Origin of the sequence: Algimonas porphyrae, assembly GCF_041429795.1 — a bacterium.
GTDB classification, from domain to species: domain Bacteria; phylum Pseudomonadota; class Alphaproteobacteria; order Caulobacterales; family Maricaulaceae; genus Litorimonas; species Litorimonas porphyrae.
In genome coordinates this window covers 2585778-2599488 of sequence record NZ_CP163424.1, presented here as the reverse complement: position 1 = coordinate 2599488, position 13711 = coordinate 2585778, and the positions used below count along the sequence as shown (strand labels likewise).

The following is a 13711-nucleotide window of genomic DNA, read 5'->3' as shown; positions in this document are numbered from 1 at the left end:
GATCAGCTCACAACGCCGAGCTCTCGCCCGACCTTCGTGAAGGCGGCAATCGCGCGGTCGATCTGTTCAGGCGTGTGGGCGGCACTCATCTGCGTCCTGATCCGGGCCAGACCTTTCGGCACGACCGGGAAGAAAAAGCCGATTACATAAATGCCTTCATCCAGCAATCTGGTGCTCATTTCCTGCGCCAGCTTCGCGTCATGCAGCATGACCGGAATGATGGGATGTTCGCCCGGCAACAGGTCGAACCCAGCCTTCGACATGCCGTCGCGAAAGCGTTTCGCATTCTCGAACAGACGGGTGCGAAGCTCGTTGCCATTCTGCGCCAGTTCAATGGCCTTGAGCGAGGCTCCGACCAGATTGGGCGCGAGGCTGTTGGAGAACAGATAGGGCCGCGATCGCTGACGCAGCATATCGACCACCTCCTGGCGTGCGCAGGTAAAGCCGCCCATCGCCCCGCCCAGCGCCTTGCCAAGCGTGCCGGTGAGGATATCGACCCCGCCCTGCACACCGCAGTGACTGGCCGTGCCGCGGCCCTGTTCGCCCATGAACCCGGTCGAATGGCAATCATCGACCATCAGTAGTGCGTCATACTGTTTCTTGAGCGCAACCACGCCTTCCAGATTGCATATCGTGCCGTCCATGGAGAAGACGCCGTCCGTCGCGATCATGATGTGCCTGGCCCCGTCCTCGCGCGCCTGTTGGAGCTTGGCCTCCAAGTCGGCCATGTCGTTATTGGCGTAACGATAGCGCTTGGCCTTGCAGAGGCGGATGCCGTCAATGATCGAGGCATGATTGAGACTGTCCGACACGATCGCGTCTTCAGGGCCGAGCAGTGGCTCGAACACACCACCATTGGCATCGAAACAGGCGGCATAGAGAATCGTGTCGTCATAACCGAGCCAGGCGGCAAGGGCTTGTTCCAGCTCGCGGTGCTGGTCCTGCGTGCCACAGATGAAGCGTACGCTGGCCATGCCGAAGCCGTGATGGACCAGCGCCCGTTCGCTTGCCGCGATCAGATCCTGGCTATCGGCCAGGCCGAGATAATTATTGGCGCAGAAGTTCAGGACGTCGCCATCCTTCAGGCTTATCTCCGCGCCCTGTTCGCTTGTGATGATGCGTTCGCGCTTATACAGCCCGTCAGCCTCGATCTGTTCGAGTTCCTGGGCAATCTGTTTGAAGAATGTGTCCGACATGGGCCTCATCTCGAAAAATGGATGTGCGCGCTCTTTGACGTGCAGCGGGGCATCTGTCCACTGACCGGGCAGGTCAAATGGTCTAGATCATTTCGCCCGGCTATGATAAGGACTGCGCATGCTTGACCTGCTCAGAAATATTCTGCTGCTCATCCTGATGTTTTTCATCTCGCTGCTGCTCGGCCTTTAGCCACAGCAAACGGAGCACGACTGCAACAGACCGACGGGCGCACTGCGTCCGTTTTTCTTTGTGCGCTCAACACGATAGCTAGCTCTCCCGCCGCGTCAGAAAAGCCAGACGTTCGAACAGATGCACATCCTGTTCGTTCTTGAGCAGTGCGCCGTGCAGCGGCGGAATCAGTTTGGACTTGTCGGTTTCGCGCAAGGTCTCCGGATCAATATCTTCGACCAGTAACAGCTTCAGCCAATCCAGCAGCTCTGATGTGGACGGCTTCTTTTTCAGTCCCGGCATGGCCCGGACTTCGAAAAACCGCTTGAGCGCCGCCGACAGCAGGCGCGGTTTCAGGTCGGGAAAGTGGACGGCGACGATGTCGGCCATCGTCTCTTCGTCCGGGAACTGGATATAGTGGAAAAAGCAGCGGCGCAGAAACGCGTCCGGCAGGTCCTTCTCATTGTTCGAGGTGATGACGATGATCGGGCGCTGGCTGGCGCTGATGGTTTCGCCCGTCTCGTAGACATGGAAGCTCATCTTATCGAGCTCGTGCAGAAGATCGTTCGGAAACTCGATGTCGGCCTTGTCGATCTCGTCGATCAGCAGGATCGGGCGCTGCGCGCTCTCGAACGCCTCCCAGATCTTGCCGCGCTTTATGTAGTTGGAGATGTCATGGACGCGGTCATCGCCCAGCTGGCTATCGCGAAGCCGGGCCACGGCGTCATACTCATACAGGCCCTGCTGCGCTTTGGTCGTGGACTTGATGTTCCATTCCAGCAGCGGAGCGTTCAGTCCCTTGGCGATCTCGTGGGCCAGCACGGTTTTGCCCGTGCCGGGTTCACCCTTGATCAGCAGGGGGCGTTCCAGCGTGATGGCGGCGTTGACGGCCATCATCAGGTCCTGCGTGGCCACATAATCCTTCGTGCCTTCGAATCGCATGGCCGAATCCTTCAGTCTGAACGTGCATGATGTTGTGCGTCTCTTCGCATTGATACGGTCGAATGCAAGGCCAAGAGGGCCGCAGACTTAAAGTTTTTGAATTTCGGATGGAAATTCACAGTCATTTGTGATCCTGCCTCTTGTGATTGCAGGACGTCCGAAATAACGCGCAGCTACCGGGTGATTCCGGGCCGCTCTCGAGAGGGAGGAGCGGATGGATCGATAGAGGCAAAGCCCACCGGTCCGTGTCTTATGAGTTCGTTTGTTCGGGGAACGACTATGGCTAAACCACAATCCACGTCCAAGAAGTCTGTTATCGTGCCGGCAAATTATGTGCCGGGTGACGACGAAAAGTTCATGAACGACCGTATGCGAGAATATTTTCGCCGCCGTCTTTTGAACTGGAAGGAAGAGATCTCGGCACAGACCCGGGATACTGTTGAATATCTGCAAGGCGAGCGGGTAAACCATCCCGATCCGACAGATGTCGCAACCTATAATGCCGACCGCCAGCTGGAGCTAAGGACAAAGGATCGTCTACGCAAGCTGGTCCGCAAGATCGACAAGGCGCTGGTTCGTATCGAAGACGGCTCATACGGCTATTGCGAAGAAACCGGCGACCCGATCAGCCCGCGTCGTCTGGATGCCCGTCCGATTGCAACCTTGTCGCTCGAAGCGCAGGAAATGCATGAGCGCGGGGAACGGATGCGGGCCGGCTGACCGACCCGCGCTGCGCGTGAACGCGTTCCGGCGGGCTCAGCCCGCCGTCGCGATATAGGTGTCCACACGCTCTTCCATAATGTCCAGCGGCACAGGACCGCTTGCCAGAATGACGTCGTGGAATTCGCGAATGTCGAAGACGTCGCCCATCTCGACCTTGGCCCGTTCCCGTAACTCCACGATCTTGATTTTGCCGATCAGATAGGCCGTCGCCTGGCCCGGCATGACGATGTAGCGTTCGATCGCCTTGATTGAGTCACCCTCGGGATTGGGCGTATTTTCGAGGAGATAGGCGATCGCGTCTTCGCGGCTCCAGCGCTTGCTGTGCAGCCCCGTATCCACGACCAGACGGGCAGCCCTCCAGAGTTCCATCGCCAGGCGACCAAAGTCTGAATAGGGGTCTTCGTAAAAGCCCATCTCCTTGGGCAGGAACTCCGAATAGAGCCCCCATCCTTCCGTATAGGCAGTGTACCGACCGAATTTGCGGAAGTCCGGAATGCCGTCCAGTTCCTGCGCTAGCGCGATCTGCATATGATGGCCCGGGCTGCCTTCATGATAGGCGAGGGCTTCCATCTGGTAGATCGGCATCTGGTTCATATCGTAAAGGTTGGCGTAGTAATAGCCAGGCCGAGAGCCGTCCGCCGCCGGGCGGGAATAGAAGGCCTTGCCGGCACTGCGTTCGCGAAACGCCTCGACGGCTCTGACTTCGAGCGCCGCTTCGGGCAGGGTCATGATCACATCCTCAAGCCGGTCCTCCATCCGGTCGATGATCGCCGTCGCTTCCTGCAGATAGCGTTCCCGTCCTTCATCCGTATTGGGATAATAGAACTGCGGGTCCGTCCGCATGAATTCAAAGAAGGCCTGCAGGTCGCCGTCGAAGTTCACGGCCTGCATGATGTCGCGCATTTCGGCGTGAATCCGGTCGACTTCTCTCAGGCCGATATTGTGGATTTCGTCAGCGCTCAGATCCGTCGTCGTCATCTCGCGCAGCTTGTGCGCGTAATAGGCCGCCCCGTCCGGCAGTTTCCAGGCCCCGTCATCGGTTCCGGCGTCTGCTTGCTGGCGCAGCAATTCCGCGCGCAGGCGTTCATAGGCCGGACCGACATTGTCGGTCATCGCCATAATAGCCTCGGTGAACAGGGTTTCCCGGGTCTCATCGGGCAAGTTCAGCGCATCGACCTTGGTCTTGAAATGCGCCAGCATCAGATTGAGGTCGCCGCCGTCCTCGAACGGGGCCCCGGACAGCACATTGCCGATATTGCGGAGCGTGTGAGTGTAGACGAATTTCGGCGGGTAGACGCCCTGGTCGAATGCGGCGGCAGACCGTTCTCTCAGCGTATCGAGCTTGCCGGGTATCGCATTCAGACGGGCCACATAGTTCCGCGCGCCCACCTCATTATCAATCTTGTGCTGGTTCAGCAGGAAGGTCGGGATGCTGGCATGGGCACCGCGCATCTGGGTGAACAGATAGGTATGATCGCGCCACGGCATGGCCGCGAGGCGGTCTTCCGCACTCTTGACGTAAAGGCGGTAGGAGAGTGCAGTCTCCGGGTCTAGCGCATCGACGTCGATCTCGTCTCGCAGATAGTCGAGATCGGACTGGGCGCGATCGATCCGGTTCAGCCAGGCTTCACGGCTTTCATCATTCCATTCATCCTGCCGTTCTGAACGGCCAAGCTGTGCGAGATATTCAGGCCGGGCCAGGGCTTCTTCTTCGAAGCGTTGATCGAACCATGCGTTGAGACGCTCGGATTCGGTCTGCGCGGCGGTGGCCGGCGCGGTCGTGTCTGCGCTTGTAGGCGTTGCCGAAGCTGGCGCAGGCCTTTCCGCAGAGGGCACGGCGTCGGAACAGGCCGCGACGAGCAGCAAGGCGGCGAGCGGGGCGAGATAATGGGATTTGAAGCGGGTCATGATGGCTCCTTCGTGTCTGCGATATATTGGTCGATATTGGATTCCAGAATGTCGAGCGGGACTGACCCGTTAAGCAGGACGGCATCGTGGAATTCCCGGATGTCGAAATCGTCGCCCAGTTCGGCTTCAGCCTTGCGGCGCAGCTCCATGACTTTCAGCTTTCCGATCAGATAGGCTGTCGCCTGGCCGGGCCAGACGATGTAGCGGTCGATTTCAGCGCGCACATCGCCTTCCGGGTTGGGAATGTTCTCCAGATAATATTGAACGGCCTGCTCACGAGTCCATTGTTTCGAATGAATACCGGTATCCACGACTAGCCGTGCGGCGCGGAAAATCTCCATGCCGAGCTGCCCGAACTCCTTATAGGGATCCGTATAGAGACCGAGTTCGCGGGGAATTTCCTCAGCATAGAGCGCCCAGCCTTCGATAAAGGCGGTGTGCCCTCCCAAGGTGCGGAATTTGGGCAACCCCTCCAGCTCCTGCGCAATCGCGATCTGCATGTGATGACCAGGAATGCCTTCATGATAGGCGAGCGCCTGTTGCAGGAATTTCGGCTGATCGGCCATATCCTTCAGATTGATGTAATAGGTGCCCGGGCGTGAGCCATCGAGGGCAGGCGCGTCGTAAAAGGCGCCGAAGGCCGTGGCTTCCCGGAAGGGCTCGACCCGTTTGACGATCATGTCGGCCTTGGGCTTGGTCAGAAACAATCCGTCGGATTGCGCTTTCATGTCATCGATGATCGCTGTGGCGTCGGCGATATAGGCGGCCCGTCCTTCCGCATCGTTGGAATAGGTGAATCGCGGATCGGTGCGCAGGAAAGTGTAGAAGTCCTGCAGGCTGCCTTCGAACCCGACCCGGTCCATGATTTCCTGCATCCTGGCCTGAATGCGCGCCACTTCGCCCAGCCCGATCTCATGGATTTCGGAGGCCGTCAGATCTGTAGTCGTGTAATGTTTCAGCCGGGTCGCATAGTAGGCCTCTGCATCCGGCAATTTCCACGCGCCGTCCTCATCCGTCGTGGCGTCTGATTGTTCGGAAAACATGTCGAGCAGGGACAGATAGGCCGGTTGAACGGAAGACAGCAGGGCTGCGCTGGCCTCCTCGATCAGGCTGTCGCGCAGGGCAGGCGTCAGATCGGCGTCAGCCGTCTTGGCCTTGAAGTCCTTGAGCAAGGGGCTGTCGTCGCCTTCGGTAAACGGTGCGCCCGTAATGATGTTGCGGGACGGGCCGGCGATCTTGTCATAGACGAAGCGCGGCAGGAGTACCCCTTCCGCCGCCTGTGCGCGGGCCCGCTCTTCAGCCTGTCCAAGAAAGTCATCGAACGCGTTGAGGCGGGAAATATAGGCCCTGGCATCGGCTTCCGACTCGATCTTGTGGAAGTTGATCATGAAGCTGGGCAGGCTCGAATGCGGCCCGCTCATATGCTGGAAGACATAATCATTGCCCGAGACGGCATGGGTGGCGAGCCAGTCTTCCTGCTGCACTTCGAACAGCTGGAAAGACAGGCGCGTCTGCGGGTCGAGCCGGTCAATGTCGAAATCACGGCGCATTTCCGTAAGCCAGCTGCGCCGGATGGCGGCGTCTTCGTCAATGGCCAGTTGGCTGATGTCGTCGAGCTGATCCTGTCCGTCCTTGTCACCCAGATAGGTGCGGTTCATCGGTGAGCGTGCCAGAGCTTCGGTATAGCGGTCGGTAAACCAAGCGTTCAGGCGTTCACTTTCCTGCTCCACCAATTCGGCCCGGGACAGGTCCGTTCCGCCTCCGGGACTGCAGGACGGCAAAATTGCCGCTCCCAGCATCAGACTGGCCAGAAGGGTCATTGACAAAGTTTTCATCGGCGAAACTATCCAGGAAATGAGAGGTCGTGGCGCACAGGGTCGGAAACTCTCGCGACAATGTCAATTTAAACGCTAAAGTCAGTTCGATGTCCGATGTGATTCCCACCCGCTCTTCGGCCCATTCCGCCCAGCCGTCCATCGTCTGGTTATGGGTGCTGGCCGCCTTGCTCGCCGTCATGGCGGCGGGCGCGACGATCTGGCTGGGCCTGTCCTGGTCACAGCTTTTACCGGCTGTTCGAGTGCTGGGGGTCGGGCTTGTCGCAATCGGGGCGATGCTGATTGCCGCGCTATTCATCGTGATGCGGCTGGGCGGCGGCAATGATCGCAGGTCCGAGCGTCGCGACGGTCTTTACAGTCAGGCCTTCTTCGAAACCACGCGCCCGCAATTGATCACAAAGGGCGGCAAGCCGGCGCTGGCCAACCGGGCCTATCTGGCCATGGCCAAACAGCTCGATGTCGATGTGTTGGGGGATCTGCCACCCGCTGTCGACCGATTATTCTCGACGCTGGACAAGGATGGGTCCGCCGCCATTTTCCGGCTCTACCATCTGGAGGCCGACACGATGCGGGCGGAGGAAGAACTGGATGTCCTGTTGCCCAATGGCAGTCGCGGTCGCTACCGTCTCTGTGTGGCCAGGCTGGGGGAGGCGGCGGCGACGGCTGATGATGCGCTGCTGTGGCAGGTGGATGCGGTGACGACGCGTCCGGACCGGACGGCGTCTCTGGCGCAGGCGCCCATCGGTCTGTTTTCGGTCACACGTGACGGGCGCGTGCTGTCGATCAACAAGACGATGGAACGCTGGCTGGGTGGACCCGAAGCGCTGACACCTGCTCATATGAGCGAGTTCATCGATGATCCGGATGTGTTGCTGGGTGCGGATGCGGCCAATGGAAAGACGGTTCGCGCCGATACGCGTCTGATTACGCGCAAGGGCGTCGTAACGCCGACCGTGATGATTGCGCGCTGGTCGGCGACGGATGCAGGAGAACTGGTCGCTACGGTGGCCCTGCACGGTCACACATCTCGCCCGAAGGTGGACGATCGCGGACACGCATCGGCGACGGCTCAGACCGCGGCACAGACCGCCTCACAAGGATCGACCGCTTTCGAATTGGTGCCGTTTGGCGTTCTCAATATCGATGGGGCGACGATCGAAACGGCTATCGTCTCATATGCCAATAGCGCGTTCCAGACATTATCGGGTCGTACCGACCCTGTGGGGCGTCCCTTCGCCGACCTGTTCGAAGGACAGTCCCTGTCGGCGAAACTCTCAGGTCGATCGCATGCGGATATGGCGGGGCTGGGGGCGATCGATATTACGCTGAGCGGTCCGCGTGCCGTTCCGGTCGCGCTCTATGTCGTACCAGATCCGGTCGTGCCGGAACGGCTCTGGGCCTATCTGATCGATATCAGTGCGCGCAAATCGCTTGAAGATCAGATTCGCCAGAGCCAGAAAATGCAGGCCGTCGGTCAGTTGACGGCGGGTGTCGCCCACGATTTCAACAATTTGCTGACGGCGATCCGGCTGAATACGGATGAGTTGCTACAGCGCCATCCGGTCGGCGATCCATCCTACCCGGAACTGCAGAACATCAATGCGACCGGCGCCCGGGCTGCCGCGCTCGTCAAGAAGCTTCTGGCCTTCTCCCGCCAGCAGACGCGCCGGGCCGAGCGCATCGATGTCTCGGAAGCGCTGTCCGACATGTATCTGACCCTGAAGCAAACGCTGGGAGGGCAGGCGCAATTGGAGTTGACCCATGCGCGGGATTTGCCGCCTGTCATGGTCGACCGTTCGCAGTTTGACAATGTGGTCATGAACCTCTGCGTCAATGCCAGGGACGCGATGGAGGCGCAGGGCGGCGGGACGATCACCATCGCCTCAGAACGGATCGACCGCCGGTCCGTGACGGATCGCGGCCTGCAATCGGCGCTTCTGGAGTTCCCCTCGGACGACATCGTCCTGATCCGCGTATCCGATACGGGAACCGGCATGTCCGATGCGGTCAAGGCGAAGATATTCGAACCCTTCTTCACAACCAAGGATCAGGGCAAGGGAACAGGGCTGGGCCTCGCCACTGTTTACGGCGTGATCCAGCAATCGGGCGGCCATCTGGCTGTCGATAGTGAGCTCGGCAGGGGCACGACCTTCCAGATCTATCTTCCGGCGGCGAGCCAGACGGCGGATACGGACCAGGCCCCGGCTCAAGCCGCTGCGCCGCCGGAGCGCAAGCCCGCAGATCTGGCGGGGCAAGGGAACATTCTGTTCGTCGAGGACGAATCCGCTGTGCGGGTCATCGCAGCGAAAAGTCTGCGCAAACGCGGCTATCACGTTATCGAAGCAGAGGACGGCGAAGAGGCGCTCGAAATTCTGGAGGACGCGACGGAAGCCTTCGATCTTCTCCTGTCCGACGTGGTGATGCCCGGGCTCGATGGACCCGGTCTGCTGAAACAGGGGAGAGCCCTGCTGGGAGATGCGCGGATCGTCTTCATCTCGGGATATGCGGCGGAGAAGTTCTCCGACCTTCTGGCCGAAGAACCCGATGTGACCTTCCTGCCCAAGCCGTTCACGCTGGCCGAACTGGCGGAGAAGGTGAAATCGGAAATCGGCGACGCGCAGTAAGTCCTGCTTATCAGGTCGCATTTATGGTGTTGATTTATCAATGATTTCACTCGTAGCGCGCGGTCTGAGGCGCATGAAATGGCTTTCAGCTATGACGCTTTATCCAAGGCACAAGATAAGCTATAGCCCTGACCGGAATTTGACATAACGGCACAACATGTTGTGCCGTATGACTCATAGTCTGTTCTTTTTTTGTTCTTTTTGCTTGCGGCGTGAGAACAAACATGAAACATAGTGGTCAGGCGGCAGTCCGATAAGAGCCGCGATTATCATGGGGAACCGAAGGGCTCCGGTTCCCGCGATTGGAGCGTTTCCATGGCGAGAAATACGACCCCCCTCAAAGTTGTCGAAAAGGCAACGGACAAGAACAGATCGGCGGCGCTGGATGCCGCCCTGTCTCAGATCGACCGGTCCTTCGGCAAGGGCTCGGTGATGAAGCTGGGCGATAAGACATCCATGGATGTGGAGAGCATTTCCACCGGTTCGCTGGGTCTGGATATTGCGCTCGGCATTGGCGGCCTGCCCAAGGGCCGGATCATCGAAATCTACGGACCGGAAAGCTCCGGTAAGACGACGCTGACCCTGCATGCGATTGCCGAATGCCAGAAGGCGGGCGGTGTCGCGGCCTTCATCGACGCCGAACATGCGCTTGATCCGGTCTATGCCGCCAAGCTCGGTGTGGACGTCAACGAACTGCTGATCGCGCAGCCCGATACGGGCGAACAGTCGCTCGAAATCGCTGATACGCTGGTCCGGTCCGGTGCGGTCGATATCCTTGTCGTCGATTCGGTTGCGGCCCTGACGCCGCGCGCCGAACTGGAAGGCGATATGGGCGACTCGTTGCCGGGTCTTCAGGCGCGTCTGATGAGCCAGGCTCTGCGCAAGCTGACGGGATCGATTTCCAAGTCCGGCTGTATGGTGATCTTCATCAACCAGATCCGTCACAAGATCGGCGTGATGTACGGATCGCCGGAAACTACGACGGGTGGGAACGCACTGAAATTCTACAGCTCGGTCCGCCTCGACATCCGCCGTATCGGCGCGATCAAGAACCGCGACGAGGTCGTCGGTAACCAGACGCGCGTCAAGGTCGTCAAGAACAAGGTCGCGCCGCCCTTCCGTCAGGTCGAATTCGACATCATGTACGGGGAAGGCATTTCCAAGACGGGTGAGCTGATCGACATGGGCGTTCTGGCCGATGTGATCCAGAAAGCCGGGTCTTGGTATAGTTATGGTGATGAGCGGATCGGCCAGGGCCGGGAGAACGTCCGCAAGTTCCTGATGGAAAATCCGGATGTCATGGCCGAGGTCGAGCAGAAGATCCTGCGCGAAAAGGGTTTGCTCGACGATGAACTGCTGATGCCGAGCGATGAGCAGGTTGAAGATAATGGCTCAGAACCCCAATTGGGGATCGGTGCCTGATGTCCTGATCGGACTGTTCAGCCCGTATTCAAGTGCGGGCAGATAGACATATTAAAAATCGGGACGCGGACCGCGCAAGCGATCCGCGTCCTTTTTCGACTCGCGACCGCATCCGTCCAGCGGTAATGAGTTGATTCCGTCCGGGGGTCTGGCTTGAATGCGCGGTCCGTCCACTGCGCTTCCGGATCCCCGGGCACCAGATAAGGCCTCACCTCTGATACGCGTGAGCGTCGCAGGGGCAAAAGCTCCGTGGTGCACTTATTCAACGAGCGACAGGCAGAGCCGTTCCAGCGAACTGCAGTTATGTTTCAGTCGGCTTCATACCATTCATAAAGTGAGCCTGCCGATCGGTCAGGTGAGGCCAAGATCGACTTCCAGTTCACTGATGGAATGGGTGAAATTGTTCGGCAGGATAGTCTGTTTTCCGGTCCATTCAATGTTGGGGAAGCGGTCGAAAATCTGCGTAAAGGCAGCATTGAGCTGCATGTTTGCGATCCGCTGGCCCATACAGACATGGCTACCAACACCGAAGGCGATATGTTTCGACGCATTGGCGCGTGTGACGTCGAACTGATCGGGATTGGCGAAAATTTCAGGGTCGCGATTGCCGGCCCCGTACCACATGACAATCTTCTCTCCCGCTGCGATGGTCTGACCCCGCACGGCAGTTTCGTTGAGGGCGGTCCGGCGCATATACATGACCGGGCTGACCATCCGGACAATTTCGTGGCACATATTCGGCAGCAGCGAGCGATCCGCCATCACTTTGGCCTTCTGATCGGGATTGCGCCCGAGCAGCCGCAATCCGCCCGAGAGCGAGTTGCGGGTCGTGTCATTGCCAGCCACGATAATCAGCAACCAGGAGCCGTCGAGAAACTCGTCGGGTAATCGTGCGCCATCCACTTCGACATTCGCGATGGCCGACAGCAGGTCATCCGTCGGTTCGGCCCGTCGCTTCAACAGAATATCACGGCCATAGGCGAACATGGCTTCGACTTCGGAGAGGAACGTCATGACCATCTGGGGGTCGATTGAAGACAGATCCTGCTGGCCGAGAATATACTGCGCCATTTCCAGCATATCCATCCACTCACGGATCTTGGACCGATCCGCTTCCGGCACGCCGAGCATTTCGCATAATGTGAAGAGCGGCAATTGCGAGGAGAAGTGCTCGACCCAGTTCAGTCGCGGACCAACCTTTTGCGCGGCATCGAGCAAAGCGGAGACGCGCTGATCGACCTTCTGGCGCAGTTGCTTGACATAGTCCGGCTTGACGAACTGCATGTGTTCACGCCGCAGCTGCATGTGATGCGGCGCATCCAGACAGATCATGGTGTTCAGCGAGGCGGAATGCAGCTTCGAATGCTGTCGCTGATCATTGGCATAAGCCATCATGATCCCGCCCATTTGCGACGACCAGTTCTGCGTATCCAGACTGACGGAACGAATATCGTCATAACGGGTCAGCGACCAGAACCCTTCCAGATCCTTGTCAGCCATGGAATGCCACATGACGGGCGCCTTTTCCCGCATGGTCTTGAAATGATCGAAGGGCTGCTCCCCGGCAAAGGTGGTGGCACTACCCAGATCGACCGGTGTTTGGAAATTGAAGATCGGAGGGTGGATAGGGTCACGCGGACCACGATCCGGTTGAACCGTGTCCGTTACCAATGGCAAACCCATGATCGTCTCCGTGCTAGAGTCCCTCGGGTCGCCCGATCACGAGCTTGAAGGGTCTGATGTCAATATCCTGCGGCAGACCTGCCTTGGCATAAGGGTCATCGGCCAGCCATCTGTCCAATGCCTCACGGGAGGGGGCTTTGACAATGAGGAGGGACCCTCGCATCGCATCTGTGTTATCGAGCCAGGGGCCGGCAGACAGGACAGTGCAGTCTGATGGGGCTTTCAACCAGTCGAGATGGTCCTGGCGAATGCGAGCGCGAATGGAAGGTCCGTCAGGAACGTCTCGGGACAGGATCATGAAGTCAGGCATAACAAACGCTTAATGTCGGAATGACCGCCTGTCGATACAGGCCGTTAACGGCTGAAATGAGGCCGTGATGGACGCCCAAAAACAAAGGCCCACCGGCAATGCCAGTGGGCCTCGTTTTGAAGTTTGGGTCTCACGGGACGCCATGCCCGCTTCGTTAGTGGTCGTTACTATGGACGCATCCGGCGCAATCGACCCTACCCAGTTTCGCGTTTACGAAAGGCTGAGCTAACAGCTCTGGGCAGACCCCCCAAAAAAGATAGACAAGTCACACCTCCTTTCATTCACGCGGCCCCACCATGGGACGGCAGTTGATGAATCACATCTGTGTCGGAAGTTCGATTCACGCAAGTAAGAAATTTTATGAAATTGCAGGCGGCGTTAACCGCCTGCTAACCATGCATCAGGCCGCATCCGGGATGAAATCCAGGGCGACGCCATTATTACAGTAACGCAGTCCGGTTGGTCGCGGACCATCCTTGAAGACATGCCCCTGATGGCCGCCGCAGCGCGCGCAATGATATTCGGTGCGCGGCACAACCAGTTTGAAGTCGCGCTTGGTATCGATCGCCCCGTCAATGGTCGTGAAAAAGCTCGGCCAGCCCGTTCCGGAATCGAATTTCATCTCCGTGGTGAACAGGGGTAGTGCGCATCCGGCGCAGATATAGGTTCCGGGTCGCTTTTCATCGTTCAGTGCGCTCGAAAACGGACGTTCAGTGCCTTCCTTGCGAAGCACATAGAACTCTTCCTCCGTCAGCCGGTCTTTCCAGTCCGCGCGTGTCAGCGCAGCCCAGTCGATATTGCTCTCAGTTGCGCTCATGACGTCGGTCTTTCTTTGTGCTTGGGCCTGACTGCGAGCCCGACCCTGAGTCTGGTCCTGGGCCTGGCCGCTGGCGCCACAG

At 58.8% G+C, this 13711-nt stretch carries 10 protein-coding genes; 3 read left to right on the top strand and 7 right to left on the bottom strand.

Going from position 1 to position 13711, the window contains the following annotated elements; translation table 11 throughout:
* Positions 1-2: 2 nt before the first annotated feature.
* A complete protein-coding gene (locus AB6B39_RS12680) occupies positions 3-1196 on the bottom strand; it encodes a glycine C-acetyltransferase (protein ID WP_284373647.1) in 1194 nt (397 codons plus the stop codon).
* 268 nt (positions 1197-1464) lie between these two features.
* On the bottom strand, positions 1465-2307 hold the full coding sequence (locus tag AB6B39_RS12675; protein WP_284373645.1) for an AAA family ATPase: 843 nt from the start codon (positions 2305-2307) through the stop codon (positions 1465-1467).
* A 279-nt stretch (positions 2308-2586) separates the two neighbouring features.
* Between AB6B39_RS12675 and dksA the strand changes: the two genes are divergently transcribed.
* Entirely contained in the window at positions 2587-3027 is a 441-nt protein-coding gene (dksA, locus tag AB6B39_RS12670) for an RNA polymerase-binding protein DksA (protein WP_284373643.1), read from the top strand.
* A gap of 36 nt (positions 3028-3063) precedes the next feature.
* Here the strand turns inward: dksA and AB6B39_RS12665 are convergent, their stop codons facing one another.
* Positions 3064-4938: a DUF885 domain-containing protein gene (locus AB6B39_RS12665; RefSeq protein ID WP_284373641.1), complete on the bottom strand. Its 1875-nt coding sequence runs from the start codon at positions 4936-4938 to the stop codon at positions 3064-3066.
* On the bottom strand, positions 4935-6773 hold the full coding sequence (locus AB6B39_RS12660; RefSeq protein WP_284373639.1) for a DUF885 domain-containing protein: 1839 nt from the start codon (positions 6771-6773) through the stop codon (positions 4935-4937). Before AB6B39_RS12660 ends, AB6B39_RS12665 begins: the two co-directional genes overlap by 4 nt.
* 89 nt (positions 6774-6862) lie before the next feature.
* Between AB6B39_RS12660 and AB6B39_RS12655 the strand changes: the two genes are divergently transcribed.
* The gene (locus AB6B39_RS12655; RefSeq protein WP_371398608.1) at positions 6863-9397 is read left to right on the top strand and encodes an ATP-binding protein; all 2535 of its coding nucleotides are present in this window, start codon (positions 6863-6865) and stop codon (positions 9395-9397) included.
* 315 nt (positions 9398-9712) lie between these two features.
* Positions 9713-10819: a recombinase RecA gene (gene recA, locus AB6B39_RS12650; RefSeq protein ID WP_284373635.1), complete on the top strand. Its 1107-nt coding sequence runs from the start codon at positions 9713-9715 to the stop codon at positions 10817-10819.
* A 351-nt stretch (positions 10820-11170) separates the two neighbouring features.
* On the opposite strand, the gene AB6B39_RS12645 is transcribed toward recA, so the two are convergent.
* From AB6B39_RS12645 to msrB, 3 genes are all read right to left on the bottom strand, one after another.
* Complete coding sequence (locus tag AB6B39_RS12645; protein ID WP_284373632.1) at positions 11171-12502, bottom strand: cytochrome P450; 1332 nt, start codon at positions 12500-12502, stop codon at positions 11171-11173.
* Positions 12503-12515: 13 nt separating this feature from the next.
* Complete coding sequence (locus tag AB6B39_RS12640) at positions 12516-12812, bottom strand: YciI family protein (RefSeq protein WP_284373630.1); 297 nt, start codon at positions 12810-12812, stop codon at positions 12516-12518.
* 400 nt (positions 12813-13212) lie between these two features.
* Positions 13213-13629, bottom strand: a complete 417-nt coding sequence (msrB, locus tag AB6B39_RS12635; RefSeq protein WP_348520202.1) for a peptide-methionine (R)-S-oxide reductase MsrB — start codon at positions 13627-13629, stop codon at positions 13213-13215.
* Positions 13630-13711 lie beyond the last annotated feature (82 nt).